The 23938-nt window shown below is 36.6% G+C and carries 21 protein-coding genes and 1 other annotated feature; of the genes, 8 read left to right on the top strand and 13 right to left on the bottom strand.

Going from position 1 to position 23938, the window contains the following annotated elements:
- Window positions 1-42: 42 nt before the first annotated feature.
- Both NSQ54_08185 and NSQ54_08180 read left to right on the top strand, forming a co-directional pair.
- The gene (locus NSQ54_08185) at window positions 43-420 is read left to right on the top strand and encodes a hypothetical protein (GenBank protein ID WYP28050.1); all 378 of its coding nucleotides are present in this window, start codon (window positions 43-45) and stop codon (window positions 418-420) included.
- Between the two features lie 45 nt (window positions 421-465).
- Window positions 466-732: a hypothetical protein gene (locus NSQ54_08180; GenBank protein ID WYP28049.1), complete on the top strand. Its 267-nt coding sequence runs from the start codon at window positions 466-468 to the stop codon at window positions 730-732.
- A gap of 36 nt (window positions 733-768) precedes the next feature.
- Here the strand turns inward: NSQ54_08180 and NSQ54_08175 are convergent, their stop codons facing one another.
- The 3 genes from NSQ54_08175 to asnB all read right to left on the bottom strand — a co-directional run bounded on the left by NSQ54_08175 (window position 769) and on the right by asnB (window position 3918).
- Window positions 769-1008: a hypothetical protein gene (locus NSQ54_08175; protein ID WYP28048.1), complete on the bottom strand. Its 240-nt coding sequence runs from the start codon at window positions 1006-1008 to the stop codon at window positions 769-771.
- 692 nt (window positions 1009-1700) lie between these two features.
- Window positions 1701-1859 (bottom strand): hypothetical protein, encoded by a 159-nt coding sequence (locus tag NSQ54_08170; protein ID WYP28047.1) that lies wholly within the window; start codon window positions 1857-1859, stop codon window positions 1701-1703.
- A gap of 208 nt (window positions 1860-2067) precedes the next feature.
- Window positions 2068-3918: an asparagine synthase (glutamine-hydrolyzing) gene (gene asnB / locus NSQ54_08165; protein ID WYP28046.1), complete on the bottom strand. Its 1851-nt coding sequence runs from the start codon at window positions 3916-3918 to the stop codon at window positions 2068-2070.
- 259 nt (window positions 3919-4177) lie between these two features.
- Window positions 4178-4382, top strand: a binding site (T-box leader).
- Window positions 4383-4433: 51 nt separating this feature from the next.
- Between asnB and proB the strand changes: the two genes are divergently transcribed.
- The 4 genes from proB to NSQ54_08145 all read left to right on the top strand — a co-directional run bounded on the left by proB (window position 4434) and on the right by NSQ54_08145 (window position 8598).
- The gene (proB, locus tag NSQ54_08160) at window positions 4434-5567 is read left to right on the top strand and encodes a glutamate 5-kinase (GenBank protein ID WYP28045.1); all 1134 of its coding nucleotides are present in this window, start codon (window positions 4434-4436) and stop codon (window positions 5565-5567) included.
- Window positions 5560-6807 carry a glutamate-5-semialdehyde dehydrogenase gene (locus NSQ54_08155; protein WYP28044.1) on the top strand — a complete coding sequence of 416 codons (1248 nt, stop codon included), beginning with the start codon at window positions 5560-5562 and terminating at the stop codon, window positions 6805-6807. Before proB ends, NSQ54_08155 begins: the two co-directional genes overlap by 8 nt.
- A 14-nt stretch (window positions 6808-6821) precedes the next feature.
- Window positions 6822-7664 carry a pyrroline-5-carboxylate reductase gene (gene proC, locus NSQ54_08150; protein ID WYP28043.1) on the top strand — a complete coding sequence of 281 codons (843 nt, stop codon included), beginning with the start codon at window positions 6822-6824 and terminating at the stop codon, window positions 7662-7664.
- A 136-nt stretch (window positions 7665-7800) separates the two neighbouring features.
- A complete protein-coding gene (locus NSQ54_08145) occupies window positions 7801-8598 on the top strand; it encodes an ion transporter (protein WYP28042.1) in 798 nt (265 codons plus the stop codon).
- A gap of 90 nt (window positions 8599-8688) precedes the next feature.
- Here the strand turns inward: NSQ54_08145 and NSQ54_08140 are convergent, their stop codons facing one another.
- The 4 genes from NSQ54_08140 to NSQ54_08125 all read right to left on the bottom strand — a co-directional run bounded on the left by NSQ54_08140 (window position 8689) and on the right by NSQ54_08125 (window position 12311).
- Window positions 8689-10059 (bottom strand): aspartate kinase, encoded by a 1371-nt coding sequence (locus NSQ54_08140; GenBank protein ID WYP28041.1) that lies wholly within the window; start codon window positions 10057-10059, stop codon window positions 8689-8691.
- A gap of 179 nt (window positions 10060-10238) precedes the next feature.
- Window positions 10239-10865: a hypothetical protein gene (locus tag NSQ54_08135; protein ID WYP28040.1), complete on the bottom strand. Its 627-nt coding sequence runs from the start codon at window positions 10863-10865 to the stop codon at window positions 10239-10241.
- A gap of 12 nt (window positions 10866-10877) precedes the next feature.
- Window positions 10878-11456: a hypothetical protein gene (locus NSQ54_08130; GenBank protein WYP28039.1), complete on the bottom strand. Its 579-nt coding sequence runs from the start codon at window positions 11454-11456 to the stop codon at window positions 10878-10880.
- 252 nt (window positions 11457-11708) lie between these two features.
- Entirely contained in the window at window positions 11709-12311 is a 603-nt protein-coding gene (locus NSQ54_08125) for a helix-turn-helix domain-containing protein (GenBank protein WYP28038.1), read from the bottom strand.
- A gap of 117 nt (window positions 12312-12428) precedes the next feature.
- Between NSQ54_08125 and NSQ54_08120 the strand changes: the two genes are divergently transcribed.
- Complete coding sequence (locus NSQ54_08120; protein ID WYP28037.1) at window positions 12429-13781, top strand: serine hydrolase domain-containing protein; 1353 nt, start codon at window positions 12429-12431, stop codon at window positions 13779-13781.
- 115 nt (window positions 13782-13896) lie between these two features.
- On the opposite strand, the gene NSQ54_08115 is transcribed toward NSQ54_08120, so the two are convergent.
- Genes NSQ54_08115 through NSQ54_08105 form a run of 3 tightly spaced genes read right to left on the bottom strand, consistent with a single transcriptional unit; the run spans window position 13897 to window position 19267 of the window.
- The gene (locus tag NSQ54_08115; protein WYP28036.1) at window positions 13897-16893 is read right to left on the bottom strand and encodes an SMC family ATPase; all 2997 of its coding nucleotides are present in this window, start codon (window positions 16891-16893) and stop codon (window positions 13897-13899) included.
- Window positions 16868-17491: an ABC-three component system middle component 1 gene (locus NSQ54_08110; GenBank protein ID WYP28035.1), complete on the bottom strand. Its 624-nt coding sequence runs from the start codon at window positions 17489-17491 to the stop codon at window positions 16868-16870. Before NSQ54_08110 ends, NSQ54_08115 begins: the two co-directional genes overlap by 26 nt.
- 3 nt (window positions 17492-17494) lie before the next feature.
- On the bottom strand, window positions 17495-19267 hold the full coding sequence (locus tag NSQ54_08105) for a dsDNA nuclease domain-containing protein (protein ID WYP28034.1): 1773 nt from the start codon (window positions 19265-19267) through the stop codon (window positions 17495-17497).
- A gap of 763 nt (window positions 19268-20030) precedes the next feature.
- Here NSQ54_08105 and folE2 point away from each other — a divergent pair.
- A complete protein-coding gene (gene folE2 / locus NSQ54_08100) occupies window positions 20031-20921 on the top strand; it encodes a GTP cyclohydrolase FolE2 (GenBank protein ID WYP28033.1) in 891 nt (296 codons plus the stop codon).
- Between the two features lie 23 nt (window positions 20922-20944).
- On the opposite strand, the gene NSQ54_08095 is transcribed toward folE2, so the two are convergent.
- The 3 genes from NSQ54_08095 to cobA are packed head-to-tail and all read right to left on the bottom strand — an operon-like array spanning window position 20945 to window position 23792.
- Entirely contained in the window at window positions 20945-21565 is a 621-nt protein-coding gene (locus tag NSQ54_08095) for an NAD(P)-dependent oxidoreductase (protein ID WYP28032.1), read from the bottom strand.
- A 5-nt stretch (window positions 21566-21570) separates the two neighbouring features.
- Window positions 21571-22347 carry a sirohydrochlorin chelatase gene (locus NSQ54_08090; protein ID WYP28031.1) on the bottom strand — a complete coding sequence of 259 codons (777 nt, stop codon included), beginning with the start codon at window positions 22345-22347 and terminating at the stop codon, window positions 21571-21573.
- Entirely contained in the window at window positions 22344-23792 is a 1449-nt protein-coding gene (gene cobA, locus NSQ54_08085) for a uroporphyrinogen-III C-methyltransferase (protein WYP28030.1), read from the bottom strand. Before cobA ends, NSQ54_08090 begins: the two co-directional genes overlap by 4 nt.
- Between the last annotated feature and the right edge of the window lie 146 nt (window positions 23793-23938).

Below are 23938 nucleotides of genomic sequence, written 5' to 3'. Positions count from 1 at the left end.
GAATTGAGCATTTAGCAACAAAAACAGACGGGAGTCATTAAAATGAAAAAATTAATCATTACACTACAAATCTGCTTTAATATCACTTTTCTACTCTTTATAATCAAAGACTTTTTTCCAAACCTGCCCTTACTGAACGTACTCACAACACCTATATTTCTAACGACTATTCTTGTTTTAGGTGTTCTCGAGGCAACGATTAGTAAATGGACTAAGATAAATACAAACAAAGAACACTTTTATATCAACATCATAGCGCTGCTTTTGATTATTATCTTCTGTATAAGCATGGCTCTTCAAGGCATCCAATCTCAATCTGAATTTATATCTCCAGCGCTTCTTATCGTTCTACTCATTTCCATTGTACAAACGTATAAAGAGTGGAAGGAATTGAGAAGGCCGGTTTCAGAGCAGGTATAATGTTTAAGGGGAATAACGTTTTAAAAAAGCGAAAGGAGGATTAGAATGAAAAGATTATATCTAGCAATCATATTGTTACTCACAAGCTTTATCTATGTTATCCATAAAGTGACACAAGAAAATCTATATTTAAAGAAATTTTCGTTCCACGCTGAAAACCCAGTAAAGCATGATTGGAATAGCATACGAATTGATACTGGTTTTATGGAAAACTCATCAGACTCTTACTATTTTATTTGGATGACTCCGGTATATTTTCTGATCTTTATAGCATTGGCTTTAACCCTATCAACTTTGTTTAAGAAGAAGTAAATGATAGGGTGAGGTGTGAAATGAAATAAATCTATGTTAATCATCCCAAGAGATATCGTGATAAATATCACCAAAATGATGACCATCTATCTTGCCTTTTTTAAATAAAGTCTTCGGATTATCAAAAGTTTGAGTATAAGCATCACTTACTCTCGTTAAATGGTGTTTGTTATCAGGAGTATTACTTATCCAATATTCATTTCCTTTATATTTAAAATTAAGTTCTTCACCAATATCTATTAGTTTTTGAAGATCTAAATATTGTTGATGAGTCATATTATTCATCTCCTGTTTGATAATGCGTTCATCTTCGATAGTGCAATGTGTTTCATTTAAGCAACTTACGAGATCAACGAGGCAAAGAACGTAGAAAGAATAGAAATGATAAAAGAAATTAGGAGCCAATGCTTTATGGTAGTGCCTGTCTTTAATATTAAGTTAAGTACTCCATTCAAAATAAAAACGACTATAAAAATCATAACAAATACATACAAATACTCCATCGGGTTGCCCCTTTTCAGGTACTGTTTGACATAATGATTTTGAGCATATATGGCTTTGCAAGCTAGATACGATAAAACTATCTTAGATTCATTCTTGATGTACAAATCACAATTTACTATATTACCCATATCATTTATTCTTATTATCATAGCTAATTTATGTTTTTACAAGACGAAAAACTTGATGCCTAAAAATAATCCAATGTGTTAAGGGAATGATTAAAATCCTAGAATTCTTGTTTGACGATTTTCTATTTTGGTTCATATGGTTACCACTTGTATATGCCATTTCTATCATCGTTGTTTTTAAAAAAGATAATAAGAGGTTTTTAAGACCTTTATTCATCTTCTTAGCTGCCTATTACACTGTCAGATCAATCGCTTATTTTTTTGTTTAGTAATGGCTTTGTAATTGATAACCAATTCATAAACTATGCTTAAGATGCACCACACCACTTCTGAAATCTATGTTTTCTCTTTTAAATCCAAAAAATAAATCAAGCACCCTAAAATTGCATCTAATAAACCATTTGTTATTACTAAGGCTGAAAAGTCATTTTGAGAAATAAATGTTAAAAAAGAACCGATAAATGCACATATTATTAAAGCATAGTATCTTTTCATCTACTTACCCCTCCTTAAAGTTATTGCTTATTAAACCAATCCTTTCAGATCTATGCATCACCTAAATACCTCTAGAATCTAACTGAATTATTTTCTTACTCTTTCAACTGGAGCTTTTGGTGAAAGTCATTATTAGCAATAATATCAATTTCCCCCGCAACAAACACAAAAAAACCTTCCCAGTACACTCACCAGAAAGGTCTCCAACCTACTTATCTTCTATTTTCACATTGTATTCATTCAACCAATAATCCATCTGCACGAAGTGAGCGAGAAGCTGTGGTCCAGCCATGAGTTGCCCGAAGTATGGCGTTCCTGTATCAAAGCCACCTGTTTCGTTAATGGCTTTGAGTTTGTCTTTGTTTACAAACTCAAACAATGGAGCGTCTTTTTGCTTTAGAACGTCATCCATTAGGTGTTTAACCGTTTCTGCGTACTTTGGATGGTGTGTTTTAGGGTAAGGGCTTTTCTTCCGATAAAGAACTTCATCCGGGAGAACGCCTTCCATTGCTTTACGGAGTATTCCTTTTTCTTTGCCTCCGTAACGCTTCATTTCCCAAGGGATATTCCAGACGTATTCAACGAGTCGGTGATCTGAGAAAGGTACACGTACCTCAAGGCTTGCTCCCATGCTCATACGATCTTTACGATCTAATAAATTTGTCATAAACCAAATAATATTTAAGTATGAGATTTCTCGTCGTCTTGCTTCTTCCTTTGAGTCACCAGCAAACCGTGGTGTTTCGTTAATGGTTTTGCGGTATTGGCTTTGAACATAATCTTTTAGCTTTAATTTAGACTTCCACGAATCATTAAGGAGATCTTCTCGTTCGTCAATCGACCGCATCCAAGGGAAACCATCGATATTCATAATTTCTGGTTGATGAAACCACGGGTACCCGCCAAAGATTTCGTCTGCACATTCTCCTGATAGGCCAACGGTTACATCCTTCTTAATTTCTTTACAGAACCAAAGTAAGGAGGAATCGACATCAGCCATTCCTGGCAGGTCGCGAACCTTTACGGCTTCTTTTAACTGCTCCGCTAATGTATCAATGGAAATAATAGCATTTGTATGATCCGTTTTTAAGACGTCTGATACTTTCTTAATCCACGGGGCGTCTGAATTCGGTTGGAATGCACTTGACTTAAAGTATTTATCATTTTCATCGTAATCGATGGAATAGCTTCGGATTGATCCTCTTCCTTCTTGTTTATAGATATCGGCAGCAAGTGCTGTTAGTGCGCTTGAATCCAGTCCTCCTGAAAGGAACATCCCTACAGGAACATCAGCAAACAATTGTCTTTTTACCGTATCGGTTAAAAGCTCACGAATATGAGCGGCTGTCTCTTCTGCATCCTCTTTGTGCTCGGTGCTTTTAAGAGACCAATAACGACTCACTTTTGCTCCGTTCCGGTCATAAATCAACATATGACCCGGTCTGAGCTCGGAGATGTTTTTGTAAATGCCTTGCCCAGGTGTACGTGATGGTGCAAGCCCCATCACATCAGCAAGCCCCTCACGATCAACGACTGCATCAAGCTTTGGATTAGCAAGTAAGGCTTTTAGCTCTGAACCAAAAATTAACGCACCATGTAGGACAGAATAAAATAATGGCTTCACACCTAAGCGATCTCTTGCCATAAACAAGCTTTGATCTTGCTCATTCCAAATGGCAAAAGCAAAGATGCCGTTAAACTTCTCTAGACATCCGCTTCCCCATTCAATATACGATTTAAGGAGAACTTCGGTATCAGAATGCCCTAAAAAGGTATGACCCTGTCTTAGTAGCTCGCTGCGAATTTCTTCTGTGTTATAAAGCTCTCCATTATAAACAAGTGTGTACTCTTTATTATTTACGGTTCTTGTCATCGGTTGAATACCACCTGCTGGATCAACTACAACTAACCGCGCATGACCAAATCCAGCATGAGTTGAAGTCCATATATTCAAGTCATCAGGACCTCTGCGATTTAGAGTTGTTGCCATCTTATGAAGGGCAGCTGTCTCTTTCCGCATATCTTTCCGCCAATCTATCCACCCTGTAATGCCGCACATCCATAATCAGCCCCTTTTGGGTTCTTTAATTACCATTCCGCTCTTGTGCACTTCGTTTGTACATAACCTATGCTATTCATTGGCTTAGGCAAGAGTGTCATCTGAATTTACCTAGATATGATTGAATCGCCCAGAACCCTTATACATGGCGTATCTTAAGTGTTTTTATCTATTAATCTGAATAATCTAATTAAATAAAAAATACACCATTATCCACTTGACTTCTTTAAAGCGGCGAATTATACTTAGCACATTATATGACATTGCATAGAGAAGGATTAGTATTCTAACGAACGTGATTAGAGAGTGGGTTCACCGGCTGAAAGACCCATCACCGCTTCATTAGGAGAACCTGCCTTTGAGCATCCATTAAAAGATGGACGTCACTCTTACGTTACAAGAGCTAAAGTGGACATGATATATGTCAAACAAGGTGGTACCGCGGATAACACTCCGTCCTTTTTATGAGGACTGGAGTGTTTTTTATTTATATTTTTTAGAAAGAGGGATTAATCATGGGTCGGCAACGAATTGTTGTAAAGATTGGAAGTAGTTCATTAACGGAAGCAAATGGCTCTCTTAGTACACTGAAGCTGACAGAGCATGTAGGAGCACTTGCTGCATTAAAAAGTGAGGGCCATGATGTGATTCTCATCTCATCAGGTGCTGTCGCAGCAGGGTTCCCGTCACTTGGCTATCCGGTCCGACCCGTGACGCTATCAGGAAAACAAGCAGCTGCAGCCGTTGGTCAAGGCCTCTTGATGCAAGGGTACACGGAACAATTTGCACCATACGGCTTGACCCCCGCTCAGCTGTTGCTCACACGAGATGATTTTTCAGATCACGCCAGATTTGGTAATGCCAATCGAACCATCACTGAATTATTAAAAAGAGGCTGTATCCCGATCATTAATGAAAATGATTCAACGAGTGTAGAGGAACTGACTTTTGGCGACAACGATATGCTTTCTGCCCTTGTGGCTGGTTTTGTTCACGCAGATATGCTGATCATTTTAACGGATGTGAACGGCATTTATTCAGACAATCCAAATAAGAACCCAGATGCAACGCGCTTTGATCATCTTCCTGAGGTCACCGAGGAATTATTGAACTTGTCGGGTGAATCTGGAACAACGGTTGGCACTGGTGGAATGAAATCTAAGATCACAGCAGCACAGACCGCCCTCTCTCTAGGAGTAAACACGTTCATTGGAAAAGGTGAGGGTCACGAAAAACTGTTGACGATTCTTAATGGAAACGGAGATGGAACGTATCTTGGGAGTTTTTCCAATCACACCGTCATGCCTACAACAAAGCAATGGATTTCCCTCCATTCTCATGCAAATGGTTCTATTGTGATTGACCAGGGCGCCGAGCAAGCTCTTCTTATTAAAGGAAAAAGTCTGTTGCCAGCAGGCGTCCTATCGGTGCATGGTACCTTCTCTTCTGACGAGGTCATCCATGTTTATAATCAGCAAGGCACGATTGTCGGTAAAGGCCGAACAAACGTATCATCAAAAGAGCTATCACAAGTACTCGGACTTGATAGCGCACGTGCACAACAAATTACAAAAAAAACAAGAAAAGAAATTATCCATCGAGATCAATGGGTAGCTTCTAATTGGAAGGAGTCCTGTCATCATGAGTGAAATCATAGGGAAAGCTAAACGTGCAAAGGACATTACGTATCACCTAGCAAGCTTAACAACAACACAAAAAAATGAAGCATTATACACGATGGCTCAAGCCCTTGAAGCTGAGAGCGATGCCATTCTAACAGCGAATGCGCTTGATGTAGAGAGCGGGCAGGCGGCCGGTCAAACCAAAACCTTACTTGACCGACTAACGTTAACTGATTCCAGAATCAAAGATATGGCCGACGGACTAAGACAAGTCGCTGAGCTGACAGATCCAATTGGAGAAACCATTCAAACAATCGATCGTCCAAATGGATTACGTATTGAAAAAAAACGAGTTCCTCTTGGTGTAATCGGCATTATCTATGAAGCCCGCCCAAATGTAACCGTTGATGCAGCAGGTCTTTGCTTAAAAACCGGTAATGCGGTCATTTTACGGGGAAGCAGTACAGCAATTCATTCGAATCGTCAAATTGTTCAATGTCTACAAGCAGCACTTGCTAATGCAGGTCTACCAAAGGAAGCGATTCAATTAATTGAAGATACAAGCCGAGAAGCAGCATCTGAATTGTTTACATTAAATGAATATCTTGATGTTCTAATCCCCCGGGGCGGCGCATCATTAATTAAAACAGTTGTCGAAAAAGCATCTGTTCCTGTTCTCGAAACAGGCGTTGGAAACTGTCACGTATTTATTGATGAATCGGCCGATGTAGAGATGGCTCGCTCTATCGCCATCAACGCCAAAACTCAACGTCCTTCCGTTTGTAATGCAGCCGAAACGTTGCTAATTCATCGCACATGGGCCAAAAACCATTTACCTGCCCTTCTTTCTGATTTGCATGAACATGGCGTTGAACTGTTTGGTGATGAAGAGCTTCTGAAATGGGACTCTCAAGCAACGATCGCAGGCGAACATGATTGGGCTGAGGAATACCTTGATTTAAAAGTAGCGGTTAAACTCGTTAACTCAACAGAAGAAGCAATGGCTCACATTCGTACGTATGGAACAAAGCATTCCGAGGCGATTGTAAGTGAAACAGAAGAGCATGTGCTCACGTTCTTAAACGGCGTCGATGCAGCGGCTGTCTATCACAACGCGTCCACTCGTTTTACTGATGGCTTTGAATTTGGGTTCGGTGCTGAAATCGGGATAAGTACTCAGAAGCTTCACGCACGTGGTCCAATGGGACTGGAAGCTTTAACATCAACAAAATTTATGATCTTTGGTGAAGGTCAGATTAAACCATAAGGAATGATTGCCTCATGAATATCAATAAGTCTATTACGTTTCTAGGTGCTGGTTCGATGGCAGAAGCAATTATTGGCGGCTTAATTACACGTCGAATTGTCTCTCCTCGCATGATTACTGTAGCGAATTTGCAGGACCAGGACCGACTTGATTACATTAAAAACACATACTCCGTAGAAATAGAATCTGATCGCTTGCAGGCCATTAAAGGGTCAGACATCATCGTGCTTGCGATGAAACCGAAGAATGTGCACGACGCGATCTCTCACATTAGGGAGCATGTGACTAGTTCACAGCTCATTGTTTCTGTAATTGCAGGGATTCCTACAACCCTGATTGAAGAAGAGCTTGGATCAACAAATCCAGTGATTCGAACGATGCCAAACACATCTGCAAAAGTTGGTGAATCTGCTTCTGCTATTTGTCCTGGCGAGTATGCAACAGATGCTGACTTACTCACCGTCGAGGCGTTATTTAAAGCGATCGGTACAGTCTCAATTGTTGATGAAGCACAAATGGATGCCGTGACAGGTGTTGCTGGTAGTGGCCCTGCTTACTTCTATTACATGGTTGAGGCCATGGAAAAAGCAGCCCAAGAGGCTGGGCTTTCGGAGCAACAAGCACGAGAGTTAATTACACAAACAGTGGTTGGAGTAGGAAAGCGACTTCAACAAACAAGTAAAACGCCTAAGGAATTATATAAAGAAGTGATGAGTCCTGGCGGCACAACCGAAGCAGGCATTAATGAATTATCCTCTCACGCTACACAAGAAATCCTGCAGAATGCTATCGGTAAAGCTGTAAAGCGTTCAACAGAACTTGGTTCGGCATACACACCAACCAACCATTCATCCTAACAAACATGCGAAGCCTCTAAATGAGCTTCGCATATTTTGTGTCTCCATTCATTAAAAACGAACTGAGCATATATTTATACACAAACTTTTAGTAAAATAAGGGTGGGAAACAGATAAGAAGGAGCCTTTTACATATATGACCACACTCAAACTCTATCAATCTCGTTTAGATCGGTTCGTTGAAAACAAATGGTTCACTGGAACAATCATCACGTTGATCATCATTAATGCCATTATTGTAGGAATGGAAACATCCCCCTCTCTTTATAAAACCTATCAACCACTTTTTGCATTCGCTGATAAAACATTGCTGTATTTGTTCACTATTGAAATTATTTTGCGTTTTTTAGCCGTTCCTCCAAAAACATTCTTTTCAAAAGGATGGAATTGGTTTGATTTTATCATTGTAGGTATGGGACATTTATTTGCGGGGGCACATTTTGTAACGGTCTTAAGGATTTTACGAGTGCTACGTATACTTCGAGCTATATCCGTAATCCCTTCCCTCCGTCGCTTGGTTGACGCGTTAATCTTAACCATTCCGTCGATGGGAAACATCTTTGTATTAATGTCAATTTTCTTTTATATCTACGCGGTGATTGGAACGATGCTGTTCTCATCTGTCGCCCCTGATTACTTTGGAAGCCTGCCCGTTTCATTAATGACTTTGTTCCAAATTGTTACATTAGATTCTTGGGCAAGTGGGATTATGTCATCTATTCTCGAAATTTATAAGTGGTCATGGATTTACTTTATCTCATTTGTGCTACTCGGTACGTTTATTATCTTTAACTTATTCATTGGGGTTATTGTGAACAACGTAGAAAAAGCTAACGAAGATGATGAGAAGCAAGCAAACGGAGAGCAGCCAACAATGTCTGAATTAAAGCAAGAGCTTGATGAGATTAAGCGTTTGTTGAAGGAAAGATCATAAACAAAACCCAGGTCTATCTATGGACCTGGGTTTTGTTTATGATTGATGAAAGACCAACTAGCCTTTACTAGTTGGTCCACTTCATCTTATTTATTGAATTGTTCCGTCTGATGCACCGAAAAACTCTTCGTAGAGTGCCTGCACTGCACGATCAGCGTCCTCTTGATGAACTCCTAACACTAAACTAACCTCAGATGAACCTTGGTTAATCATCTCAATATTCACATGTGCACGAGCCAGCGCCTGGGTTGCACGCGCTGATACACCAACTGTGTTGTGCATCCCTTCTCCAACGATCATGACCATTGAAAAATCCTTCTCAATGTAGACATCATCAGCATGAAGCTCGTTCTTAATCCGTTCGATTATTCGTTTTTCAATATCTGGCGTTAATTGATGTTCTCGTAAAATAACAGACGTATCATCAATACCAGAAGGAATATGTTCATATGACAAGCCATCATCTTCAAGAATTTGTAGAAGACGACGACCGAATCCAACTTCTCGGTTCATTAAGTATTTTCGTACATAAATAGTAGAGAATCCGTCATCTGCAGCAATACCAATCACTGGATTAAAGAAATATTCTCGCTCCGCAATAATCATCGTTCCTGAAGAAGATGGATTGTTTGTGTTTTTCACACAGACAGGGATCCCATTTCGGAAGGCAGGAATCAAGGCTTCATCATGAAAAACAGAGAATCCCGCATAAGAAAGCTCACGCATTTCACGATATGTCATACGCTTAATTTCTACCGGATTTTCAACAACTGTTGGATTGGCTGCGTAGACAGAATCGACATCGGTAAAGTTTTCATACAACTCAGCTTGCGTTCCAGCAGCTAAAATGGCACCTGTAATATCCGAGCCTCCGCGCGGGAATGTCACAAGAGTGCCTTCTGGTGAATACCCAAAAAATCCAGGAAACACAATCACTTCTTCACGATCACGCAATTTAATTAAATGCTCGTAGGCTTCAGGTAATACTTGAGCATTTCCAGGCTCATCACTCACAAGCAGCCCCGCGTCCTTAGGATTTAAATAAATCGCATTCATACCTTCGCTCTTTAAGAAAGCTGCGATTAATTTCGCATTATTATCTTCTCCACTTGCTTTGATTGCGTCCATAAATACACCAGGCTTATCTCTGTTCGTTTCAAGACGCTCGCGTAAGTCCGCTTCTATTACACTAATGACTTCACGATCGACCTTTAAGTCATCAGCAATCAAACGATAGCGTTCTATAACGGCTTGTAGTTGCTCCTCAGCCTCACCCGTTGAAAGGCTTAGCTCACCTAATTCAATTAACAGATCCGTTACTTTTGAGTCATGTTTGTCACGTTTTCCCGGAGCTGATACGACGACAATTTTTCTTTCTGTATCTTCTGCGATAATTGCTGCAACTTTACGGATTTGCACCGCACTCGCTACAGACGATCCCCCAAATTTTGCAACCTTCATATTCCCTCTCCAGCTCCTAACTTATATCTCTCTATTCCGTATTCTTAACATTCCAAATATAGCATAGTTATGCACTTTCCGCAAAGATGCTGAGGGTAGAAAGAATGGAAAGATAGCCTATTTAGAAGCCTTAAAAGGGTTTAGCTAAAGAGAATGAGGGGTTCCTGCATAAAGGGCGCTTATTCTTCAAAATCATGCGTTTCAATATAGAAAAGGTATAGAAATTCATAATCGTCATTAGGTTGGGTCGCATGTTCAACGTCAAAGGTTCTAAAGCTCCCATTAGGACTAATGGTCAGGTGTGCGATATAGGTTCTTTTATCCTCTTCGTTACTATCCAGTAGATTGACTGCATCTTCTCCAATAATCTCATCAGACGCATAGGCTTTTTCCTCAATGTCAATTGTTCCAATCTCCGCTTTAGTTAAAGAGACAAAACCGTTCTCAGAGGTTACTCGGACATCCACTGACATTTCAGATTCGTCATCTTCATTAATCATGATAAATAGTTTTTTATAATCCTCATCACGATCTTCCTCTTCATCTGCATATCCCCCAACAGATAAATAGCCTCGATCCTCTTCCAATTCCCCATAGATATATTCTTCTACACCGATGCTCATCGTCTTACCCGTTGGTAGTTCCCCTTCTAAATCAAATAAATAGGTTTCTTTTCCGATCGAGTCAAATAGTAGTTCTTCATTATCGGTTAGTTCTGCCTCTTTAATTGTTAAATCTGACTGTGAACACCCAACTAATAGTGCACCTAGACTCATAACATAAACTAATTTTTTTATAGATTTCAAATGTGTACTCCTTCACTCATATTCAATGTAAAACGCAAGTAAATGTCCTGGGCTTTGCATCGATTCGATATCTTTCAGTTCAACCGGCGTGATCTGATCTCCAATTTGAAACGAACCAATATAGTTTTTTTCTTCTTCCTTAAGTAATACCCCGTCTGCCTGTAGCTCGGTACCTTCAGATGAAGCATAATCAAATGTCTCTAATGATCGATTAAAATCAATACGAGCCATTCCATCTTTATCATTCACTTGAACAATTCCATCTAACTGGTCATCATTTTCTCCATTAATGTTAAGAGCAATGAGGATCGATTCGGTTTCACTTTTTAAATCTGGTTTCATCTCAAATCCTTCTTCCACACGTTCACCATCTATATAATAGTCCATGCCAATCATTACTTGTTTACTCTGATTTATTTGACCAACATCGATCCATACGCCATAGTCTGTAATGGCGTCCAATAGTTCATGCTCATTGTCTGAAAGTTGCTTTGGTTTAATTAGATCTTGGTCTACTTCAGCGGCTCCAACCTGGCATGCAGTAAGCGCAAGTAGCAAGAAGCCCCAGCCAATCATTAATTGATGTTTCAACTCTTACATCCCTCCTCAATCTAAGCTTTATTTTACATTGACTTTTAAAAATAAATAGCGGTTTCCGCTTTAATTTAGGAAAATTTTAGAATTAGTCTGAACAGCTAGTTAAGGTTTCATAGATAAACAAAAAAAGCAGCTATGGATTTATAGCCGCAGCTGCTTTTTCGTAATTATACATAGTGATAAACAAGCTAATATTATAAACCATCCAGTATAAATTATTTCAATCTTTTGGAATGTAATTAATCGCTAGAAAGGCTTAAACATGTTCTGCAATGCTTTACCATACAAGTTAAGAGGGACACGATCTTCGGCAATATAATGAAGAGTGGCCATTCCATTTCCTAAAGATAAAATGGTCCATGCAAGTTCTTCAGAAGATTGTATTTTTAGACGATCATCCGTCTTCATCATTTCTTCAATTCCATCTGAAAGTTGTTCGACCGAATCTACTATCATGGCTGTCCATTTTTCTCGTACAGATTCTTGACGCATGGCATATAAAAGAAATTCCATGTTAAGGATGCTCCACACTTTGTTCGTTTGTCTCTCTAAGTCAAAAAAATAATCTATTTTTTTAATGAATTGATCCACGGATTGGTCTTGTTCCATAGCTTGATGAATCGTATCTACATCACTTTTCATTTTCTCTTCTAATAAGGCTAGGAACAGTTCTTCTTTTGAATTAAAGTTGGCGTAGACGGCTCCTTTGCTATATCCTGCAAATTCCGCAATTTTATCGACTGATGCCCCATGAAATCCTAATTGAGCAAAAACTTCCGCCGCTGCCTCCAGAAGCATCTTCCGCGTTTCTACTTTTCGCTCCTCATGAGTCATTCTTTTTCTATTCATTGTCCATCCTCCTCTTGACAATAGTATCATATTACATTAACATACCAATCAGTATTTAAATACTAATCAGTATGTTTCCAGTTCAAAATGAAAGCTATAAAAGGAAGAGGCATGAATATGAATAAAGATCTCTACGAAGAGTTTGCTACATCACTTATAAGCACTCATCAAACCCCAGCAGCAATCATTGCTTTAAACAACCAACGTTACGAAGGAAGCTTTGGCTTTCGTAATCAGGAAAAGCAGTTGCCTGTTACAACAGACACGATCTTCGGTATTGGCAGTATCACAAAGTCAATGACAAGTATAGCAATCCTTCAACTACAAGAAATTGGTAAAGTTTCTGTGCATGACACCATTAAAACATACATACCCGAAATCACTTTTGAAGGTAGTGATGATATCACACTTCATCATTTACTGACCCATACGTCCGGTATTCCACCTTTAAATACACTATTTTATGCTAATAAGGAGTCGATGGAGAAAGATGGTTCCTTCGAGTTACAGATTAAGATGGGAGTCCCCCTTGACCGTGAGCAAAAGAGCATTGATCATTACGAGGATCTTATTGCCTATCTGAATAAAATTGAATTCTCTGCACTTGACCAGCCTGGACATTCATTTAGCTATTCAAACGACGGCTACGCTTTACTGGGTATGATCATCGAACGTGTTAGTGAGTTATCATACGAGGTATATATAGAGAAAAACATCTTTGAGCCATTAGGGATGAAAAATAGTTTCTTTCACCTTGATCGTATTGATGAGCAGGCAGCTTGCTTGTACAGTGTGGATCCATTTACCGCAACGGTTGAACCCTCACCTGTTTGGTGGGATGCCCCTCCTATGAGGCCAGCGGGTTACGCAAAGTCAACGGTACATGATATGCTCCGTTTCGGGGATGTTTTTCTAAAAGAAGGGAATGGCATTTTAACGTCAGAAAGCATTACTATGTTAACCTCCAAACATATTGAAGTAGAGCGTGGTGTGTATTACGGTTATGGGCTACTCATCATACCTGATTACTTCGGTAAAACGCTCATTACTCATGGGGGGAGTATTAAGGGTGCATCAGCACAATTTGCCGTATTACCTGATAGTGATATAGCAGCTATTTGTTTAACAAATATTGCAGGTGCTCCTGCTGAGGCTCTTCTAAAAGGGGCTATGCAATGTGAAATGGATATTAAACCGGATCAGGCCACATTCACGTATGAAGACTATGTGCTCTCTGAGGCAGATCGTCAGGCGATCATCGGTACATACGAGTCTAGTGAGGGTCTAGCGATTAAAGTTTATGAAAAAGACGCTATCCTTACTGTGGAATTCCAAGGTAATGAGATTCCACACCGTTCAGTCAGCAATAGGGCTGTCACGATTACCATGCAAGGCACTGAGTTCTTGCTACAGTTTACAGATGATCGCCTTCATTTTGGGTTTAGACAACTCTTAAAAAATGAAGAATGATTAACAGTCAAACCTTATACTAGTTAAGTTTGAAAAATTATAAAAATAAATAACTACACTTAAGAAGGTTTTTAATCATTCTTAACTGTAGTTATTGAATACGTATATAGTAATTCTAATTTAAGCCATCAACTTCACTTTTAATACAATTCCCGGATACTTTAACCACATCTTCACTGTATCCCGATAAAGTTATTGTACCAATATCGCTACTATTAAGACCCATCTTCATTCTTAACAGACTAGCAAATTTATCGTTATGAGTGCTTATTATAACTTGTTTATTTTGGTTCAGTACGATCTGACTTAACACATCTAAAAACGAGAAGACATTAATATCATCTAAATTTTGAAAAGGATCATCTATACCTAAAAATTTAAGACTTGTCCACTTTTGAGAGTAATTTAATGCTAAGAAAATGCAAACAGCTAGAACATTAGATTGTCCTGAACTGAATTTTAAACTAGCATTAAATTGTTGTCTTAATTCAACTTCTGACATCTTTCTTAGCTTACTATTTTCACCTTCTTCTTTAGTCAGTACAATATATAGATTTTTTCCTTTGGGGACTAAATTTACATATTTATAAATTGCATGTGGAGTGATTTGAGAAAATAACTTGTTTATATAATATGAGTGATTTTTTAAATAATTAGATACCAATGTACTACTAACCTTAATGTGGTGATTTTTTAACACCTCTGTATCGGTATCTATTAACTTATTATATTCACTAATTACTTTATTGCTGTCTTCAACGTGATTATTCATATTATTATAATGTATACGTTTTTCTCGAAGATTATCTGTTTTTAATATTTGATTTATTTGATTTATCTTTAAGCCTAAATTATATTCGAAATCAACATACTGCTTTTTTGTTTTTTCAATTTCAGTAACCCATTTTAAATGATCTTCAGTCTTAAATTCTTCTATTATTGATTTAACATAATTATTAATGCTTTCATATTCCTTTAGCTCCATTTGAAATTTAGAAATTTCATCATGAATATTGTTTATTCTTTGTTTGTAGATTGTTTTTTCTTCTTCAACCATTGTTAGATAATTATTTAGACTTTCTAATTTATTATTGATTAAGGACTCTGATGATATAATAAATCTCTTATACTCCGGTGAATAGTTTGCTATTTTCTCCATATTTAGTAGTTTTTCATTATAAGATTTATTAATGTTTAATGATTCCTGTTTAAGCTCGTTTAAATCATTAATTAGACTATAAGCTAATTTATTTTCCTCCAAATACTTTTCAACTCTTGTTATATTTTCTATGATAACTTCCTTTGATATATCTAAGCTATCTTCAAAATTATTCTTACTTTTTATCTTTATTCTTTCTACTTCTAATTCTTCTAATATTTTTTTATTATCAGATATCATCATTGAAGTGCTTTCGATTTGATTGAAAAGTTCTTTGCTCTTTGTTAGATTTATATTCAGAGTTGTGTTATACGTTAGTAGTTTTTGTTCAGTGACCGATAGACTTTCATTAAGTTCTTCAATTTTAGATTGTATTTTCTCTTTTAATCTAGAGTTAACTTCAAAATCTTCACCACAAACCAAACAGTGACTCAAATCATCTTTTCTTTCTATTAAATGCTCTTGAACTTGACGTACTAATTGATTAACTGTCCCCTCTTTACTCTCTAGCAAGTGCTCATTTAGTTTTTCTATTTTCTCTTTTATCTGTGCTTCAGTATTAATAAGATTTGTTTGTTCTCTCGTTTTACTTAGGACTATTTCTTCAGCATGTTTAATTTTAAGCTTCTTTGTTTTAATTTCATCAGTTATACTTAAAAATTTTCTCTTTACTTTTAATAAGAATAACTCTGATTCTATACTATTATAATATCTAATGAAATTATCTTCATTATCATACTTATTTTTCACAAATATCAATTTTTCACTTTGAGAAATTTGATTTATACTTAATTTTATTTTTTCATTTTCAAGTAACAAGTTTTTTTTCTCATCATCAAGTTTATTAAAATCAGCTTTTCGACTTTTAATAGTCTTTAAATCCAATAATTTATTCTTAACTACTTTTTCATATTCTTCTCTCTTACTTAATTTCTTATTTATTCTATTTATATCATCTCTTTTTATTAAGATTTCATTCTCAGTATAGTCTTTATCTAATTCAAAAATAGACTTAGACCTCTCGAGCTTTATATATAAATCAGTATATTTGTCTATCTCTTGCAAATACTTTTTTCTGATTTCTACTAGTTTTAATAATAATTTTTCATCTAAATTATTAATCACTTGAGGATCAAGTCCTACAAAACGATTTGATAGTTCTTCCTCGAATATTAAAACTTTTAAAGAGTGTAAAAGTTCTCTAGGAGAAATTTGTCCAGTCTCTATCATTAATTTCTCTTTTTCTAAAATTTCATATTTCAATTTCATTAAATCTTCTTTAGGTTTCACCAATTTTTCTTCTAACGAATCCAATTGATTTTTTGCAGTTTCTTTTATGGTTCTAATAAATTCTTCAAAATCAACTCCATACTTTCTTATACCTAATATACTATCGATCAATCTATACCTTTCGTTTGGCTTGTCAGATCTAATGAAATTTTCTAGTGCATCTTGAGATAACAATTGAGTTGATGCAAAAAAAGATGATAAATCTATCATATCCGATTGATCAATTTCTGAGTTATCTTCAAAAAATCCAGGGTCTTTTAATAAAGTTTTAATTTCTATAGCTCCATTTGTCACATTATATGATTCATCATTAATAGTGATTTTAGGTGTCAGCATGCGACCTTCTTTATTTTTCTCTTGCGTACGCCGTACTTTATATAATGTACCTTGTTCAGACCTAAAAATTATTTCTACAAACATCATAACTGAATAATTTAAACTAAATATTTGTTCATTCATTAAATAATTAAATTTATGCCTTTCAGTACTACCATCGTACCTTGGTATTTTACCTGTTAAACACCATTGGATTGAATCGAAGATAGTACTTTTTCCGTTACCATTAGGACCATTTACAACTATAAGACTTTTATTTGTAAAATCAAATTCATATTGCCCATTAAAAATTCTGAAATTATTAATTGTTAACTTTTCTAATTTCATAATAACCAGCTCTTTCATTAATAATTTTTTTTAGTATTTCGTTCTTTGATTCCACTATAGTCTCTTCTTCTACATTATAATAATTTAAATAAAGATCTATAAAATCACTAAATTCTAAAATCGGATTGTCATCTTCATCCCCAAATAAATGATCTTTAAAAGCCTTATCAAAATCGAATAATTCATATGACTCACCAGTGTTACTAAACTCACTAAGAGAGGGTACTCTTTGAAGATCACTTAAAGTTTTTAGAACATATTTTCTACATACCTTGCTGTCTTTTTCAATTTCATTTATGGTGCTCATTGAAGAGGTAAATTCTGTTTGATCAAGATTGATACTCAAAAGGAAATATAAATTGTTCTTAAATTTAGAGGGAATTAAATCATGTAAAAAAGATATAATAATTTGGTCATTGTGCCAATCCTCTAATTGAATAGCACTGTTAAATTCTTTAGTTACCATACATCTTGAATCATTTATCCAAACTTCAAGCCCTCTATCTCTCAGCATAACATTCAATTTTTGATCGTCGATATTATATTCCTCGTAATTAAAATTTTTAGTAAGTCTCTCAATAATTAAGTTTTTATTCATTTTTCATTCTCCTTTTAACCATTCATCAACTAAATTGAATAATATAGTTTCACTCCAAAATTCATAATCAGACTGTAAAGAGATTTCATCTTCTAATTCTTTATTAAGCGAGTCGAAATATCGATTCATTTTATCTAATGATAGAAATTTTATATTCTCAAGAACTTCTGTAATATCCTTCGGATCAAAAGGCTTTTTCATCTCATTATCATGACCAGGTGAATCTAAATCAATAATTGTTTTATTGACACTATCTTTCTTTGGAGGCCTTTTAAACTCTTCTTCTTTAACATTTGTCATTAAACAATAATAATCATGATTGAATTCTTGAGATATTGTACATCTTTGAGCTGATGATCTAACGAATTTAATAGAAAGTTCTAAATCACTTTTATTATTGACATTGTAAGCAGTAAAAACCTTATCTTTTCCTTCCTTATCTGTACCTTTAAAAAATAATAATTCAGCTGCTTTAGGAGTGAAATCTTTATGTTTAAAATAAGTCAATATATATATAAATACTTTTAAAGCGTTCTTAATGCTTACTTTATCATCAAATTCATTAAGTGGTACTTGATTATATGAGTTCTTAATATAATAGAACCTATTTAGAAACCTTTGATATATAAATAAATCATCGTTCATGATATTTTCTAAAAAATACTTTTCAACCTCGTCTAAGGTTATTAATAGCTCTTGTTCTATTCTGCTATTCCAATTGTTTGAATTGAAATCTTGGTGAATCTTTTTAAAACATTCATCAAATAGGTTTTGTAGATTATTACTCTTGTTCTGTTCAATTGCTTGTGCATTTGCTCTCTCAATAAATCCTGCGAAGAGATTCTCAAATTCACTTTTGTCTAAAACAAAGTCTCCCTCACTAACTCCTGAGTCATCACGACAAGTCTTTTCAATTATTTCATTAAGTATCATGTTAAAAATAAGTGTAGACTTATATTTATGATATTCATCTTTATAACCATTAGTATGACTCGTAATTTTATCAATAACTGATGTTTTAAGTGCACTCATGCTACCATGTCTCTTTACTCTAAAACTATCCAAATACCAATTGATAGATCTAGAATTCTCCATATAGCTTTTATTAGTGAATTTAAATGTTTTTAAGCCATGTTCTATTTCCCATTGAAGATTTGAACAATTAATTTTTTCTTCTAATTTCTTATAAGATTCCTTATCAACTTCGGAAAAATACTTGTCATCTTTTTCATAAACAGCCACATCTTTGTGATAAGGAGTATTAGTAGCCAACTCAAACTCTAATTCATATTTGCTATAATGACTACCATCTTTAATTATCTCTCCATTATCACTCTTAAGAACTTGTGTATTTAACAAAAATAGCTTATCTAGCCAGCTACCTTTTTGTTTAACCCTTGAATGTAAATCACCTAATGTTAATTTAGTCTCTATATCCGTCTCACGCTTTGTCTTAACTTGAACGAATCTTAATTTTTCTTTACTACACAATGCTACATCATCTAGTAATTCTAAGATGACTCTATCCCACCATGCATCTTCTTTGGATATCATGTCTATTAAATAGTTAATTGCAACATAATACTGGTAGACAAAACCCCTCATTGCCGTTACACCACTAAAATCTAAAACTTTTCCACTCAGAATTTCTTCAATGAAATCATTTTTATCTTTTTGAGAAAATGTACTTGCCTCACCAATCTCTGTTAAATATATAGTTAGCTTACTTTCTAGATTTTTCTTGATTGTTTGATCTATTTCCTTACCTATATCCAAGCTGAAAGCCCCCTAATACTAAGAAATATTCAAATTAATTCTTTTTTATCAGTCATTATGAACTATTTATTTGGTTTGTTTTACCTATAATTTATTATATCTAATTTCCAAGTAAACTTCGACACAAATTGAAGAATAGTAGTAAAAGTTTCTATCGAGAGTTTAAATTGATAACTTTATGTAAATAATATTAGAGTTTCTTATAAAACCACTTTAAAAATCTCAAATCACTGCCTGAACTTTATAGGAGGAGATAGTTATAGCTACAACTTATAGAGCTGAAAAAATTAATCGATATGTAGATAGATTAAGAATTAAAAAAAGAATTCTAATTGATCAATTGAACAGTGATGATTTTAATATGATGAAATACCAACTACTTGGACAAATTCATACGATTGATCTCATCTTAAATGAATTAATAATAGAGTTTAGTTTTTTCTGTAATTCTCGTTCTTCTAAGGATATACTTTGATTACAATATTATGAAACCATTAAACATACACTATTTAAAAATATCTTACCGTTGTTAATAGGAGAAATAGTGTAAGTGAAAATTATCTACCTTTTGTTTTGTTATTATTGATTGAGAGCATTTAACCATACTAAGAATAGTTTGCACCTATCACCCAGGAAAATCTTAGAATTCCAACGTTTTCAGTCGTATTTTGTTGTTAGTCCTCCTTAAGATGTTGTAGAATACAAGTACATTAAATAGAGACCAAGCACACTTGGAATACTAGAGAGACCGGAGTGAACGCAGATGACACGTGTATTACCACCAAAAGCTGAACGCCATCGTTTGTTTGGCTCAGTTGAACCAATAGAAGGTACGAAACCAAAAACAAAGGAAGACATGCCTGACTTACAAAATAAGCCTTCCGATTACTTTTTCCCTATTCAACAGGTAGGGATTTCGAAAGTGAAATACCCAGTTATGGTTGAATCGGGTTGGGCTCCAGAAACGCAAACAGCTACTGCTGAGTTTCGTTTAACAACGAATTTAGGTGCCGACTATAAAGGCATTAACATGAGCCGTTTAACGGAGCAATTACATGCTTTTTATCAGGTTCATCTTCTTTCACCTGAAACCCTTCGTGAGCTGGCAGCAATTTTGGCTCGTGAAATGAATCAAACAGGAGCGCAAATTGAAGTAACATTCCCGTGGTTCTTTGTGAAAAAAGCTCCTGAGACGGATAAAGAAGGCTTAGCACATGCTGAGTTGACATATAAGGTTGAATTCGATGAGGCCACTGGTTACAAAACGGAGATTAGTCTTGAAGCAGCAGTGACAACGTTGTGCCCTTGCTCTAAGGAAATTAGTGAGTATAGCGCTCACAACCAACGCAGCTTTGTGACTATGTCTATCCGTACAACAGAAGACTCACAAACAGACTGGAAAACGGCATTAGTTGAAGCAGCTGAATCCAATGCCAGCTCGATTCTCTACCCTGTTCTAAAGCGTCCAGATGAAAAGGCCGTAACCGAACGCGCGTATGAAAATCCTCGTTTTGTTGAAGATTTGGCGCGCCTTGTAGCAGCTGATTTGTATGAACATGATGAAGTGCGTGAATTTACGATTCATTGCAGAAATGAAGAGTCCATCCACCAGCACGATGCTGTGGCTAAGCTACACTATAATAAAGATGCATAACAAAAAGCGTTTAGGCTACCTGCCTAAACGCTTTTTTCATGGATCCATTTTTCTAGAAGCATTTCCTTATCTGGATGATGTAAAAATGTATCGGTTGCACATGCACGTAACAGCTCTGTTCGTTTTTCTCTAGAGAGCGTTGGATGGTTTAAAACGGTTTGGCGAACTTCAGCTAACGTCTTGAGTTCATTATGTACATTTGCTTCTTTTAACGCATGACTGAGGATGGACTTTAGCTTAGGAAGATACGCCGGGTACGTACCTCCTGTGTGAATAGCTAGTGAGACAGGAGGTTCTTCTAGCACGGCCGGAAAGTGAAAGTCACTCTTCATCGCATCATGCGCTGCGTAAATCCACTGTCCTTTAGGCGCCCTAGCGATAAGTTCATCATTCAACAATGAATCATTTGTTGAAACAAACAGAATATCGCTTGTAAATGTCTCCGCTCGACTCACTTTTCGCTTTTCCCAATTAAGGACGGGAATGAAGCAAAGTAGTTCATCGTCAAGAGTTGGAGAAATGATCGTGACAACCGCTCCACCATTTATAAGGATGGGAATCCGTTTGGCTGCTACCTTCCCACCACCAATACACGTAACGGCCCTCTCATTTACATTCACCATTAAAGGAATTCGATCTGCCATATCGCTCACCCCAGTTTCGCCAATACCTCATTTGTACGTTTCTTAAGTACATCAATTAGTTTATCATCAAATCCTAAGTAATCGCCTAGAATAAAGGTTTTATCGGAACGTTCGTTTAACTCCGCTAGTTGTTTCTCTAAACCTTTCATTAATACCCCTGTAAAGAGTAAATAAGGAATCACGTAAATCGTGTCGGATTCAAGACGAGCTGCTTTTTCTAGTCCTTCATCCACAGTAGGATGTGTAGCCGCAATGAAACAAACCTCTACATCTTTGATTGGTGTTTGTTCCCAAGCCAAACGAGCAATTTTAAAAAGATCACTTGTTTGTTCTACGTCACTGCTTCCTCTTCCCACAAGAACAAGCGTAACGGGTTGGCGATCTTCAAACTTCGGACGGTGAGCAATGGATGTTAAGCCAGCCTCTTCCGCTCTTTGTTTAATTAAATCAACAATAATTGGTTCAATCCCAAATGGTCTTCCATATGCGAAGTGAACATGCGGGAACTTTTTTTGTGCTTTTTCAATCTCTTCAGGAATGTCTTCTTTCGCATGCATGGCTGTAAGTAACAAAACAGGGACTACAGCAATATGTGTGGCTCCCTGCTCCACACAGGCTGTAGCAGCTTCAACAATCGTTGGAGAAGTGAGCTCAATAAACCCTGTTTCTTGGATTGGCACATCCGGAAACTGAGTTTTTGTTTTTTCAATAAAGGATAAAAGCTCCTGATTTCCCGCTTCTACTCTGCTTCCATGACCTACATATAAAATCGCCGTTTTCACATGACCCAGCTCCTTTTTTGTTCCAATAACCAATCTGTTAGCACATCCCAGCTTGGTTCGTTTAATGTATGTGCAATCGAGAAACCAGCCTTTTTAGCCGCTGCTTCCGAAGCTTGTCCAAAGCAAATCACTTGAACGTGTGAACTCCACTCTTCCGGAGTGAATCCAAGTTCAACGGCTCCTTGAACGAGGCTACCCACCGATTTCGCGTTAGGTATAACGACCACTTCAATTCTTTCTTCATCATATAAGCGACGAAGCGTTTGATTCGACTGAGAGTATGGCAGTAATTGATGTGTAAAAATAAACTGTTCATTCGATTTTACCTCAACAGGCTTGGATTGACCAAGTATAAGAGAGGGGCGATCAGAATTCCATTCCAGATGACTCGTTTGAACTCCTCGTTTCGCTAATGCCTCTACACTGGCTTTCGTTTTTGCGAATATGTCAGCCTGAATATCTCTCAAGTCAACGCTAAGATTAAATAACCAATTAAAAAACCATTCCACCGCTTCTTCAGTATCAAACTGAATTTGATCAATTGATGAAAAGTTAACTATAGCAGGAAACTCGTTTTGTTTTAGCTGCCATCTCGGATATTCAAATACATCTGCTCCAAGGGCCCGTAACTTGTCGGCACCTATGCTTTCACGATGAGAACTGCGAGCAAGTAAGACATGTGTATTAAACAACGGTTGAGATTCAAACCAGCTTGTTGTTCCTTCTCCAATCCCAGCTACATCTCCAACTAATGTAATGGCTGGATTAGAAATCTGCGCTTCTCTTACTTTTTGTACAATGGTCGAGAGCGAACCTGTGACTGAACGCTGCTTCCCAAGCGTCCCCCATTGAATGACCTTTACAGGTTGATTAGGGCTTCGTCCATGCAACATTAAGTTAGCTGTAATTTCATCTAATTTCTTTACTCCCATATAAAAGGCGAGTGTATCCACTCCATTTGCTATAGCCTGCCAATCAATCGTTAATGTTCCTGTTTGATTATGTCCTGTGACGACCGCAAATGATGTACTGACATTACGATATGTAACCGGTATTCCAGCGTATAATGGAGCTCCAATACCCGACGTAATACCCGGAATGATCTCATATGGAATTTGATGAGGTTCGAGTGCCTGTGCCTCTTCCCCGACTCGTCCAAACACTCCAGGATCGCCGCCCTTTAATCTGACAATCTGTTTCCCTTCGCTTGCATAGGTAACAAGTAGTTCATTAATGGATTCCTGTCTAATTAAATGTCTATCTGGCAGCTTTCCGCAATACACTAATTGAGCATGGGGATGACAATGCTCTAACAGAATTGGATTCACGAGCCGATCATATAAAATGACATCAGCTTCTTTTAATCGCTTTAATGCCTTTACTGTTAAAAGACCAGCATCTCCTGGTCCTGCGCCAACAAATGAAACAAAACCTTTATTTTGCATGAGAGTCTCTCCTTTTTAAGCAGCTCTATCTATTGGGAAAGTATTCCCATTATAAAATGTAAGATTATCTTCCATAGTGTCAGACAATTAAAATTGATTGTGATATATTATTACAAAGAAACTGGTTGCAGTGATTTTTAGTGAGG

The organism is Alkalihalobacillus sp. FSL W8-0930 (assembly GCA_037965595.1).
Classification (GTDB): Bacteria; Bacillota; Bacilli; order Bacillales; family Bacillaceae_D; genus Alkalicoccobacillus.
The sequence above is the reverse complement of the archived record's forward strand: the minus strand, read 5'-3'. Positions and strand labels throughout refer to the sequence as shown.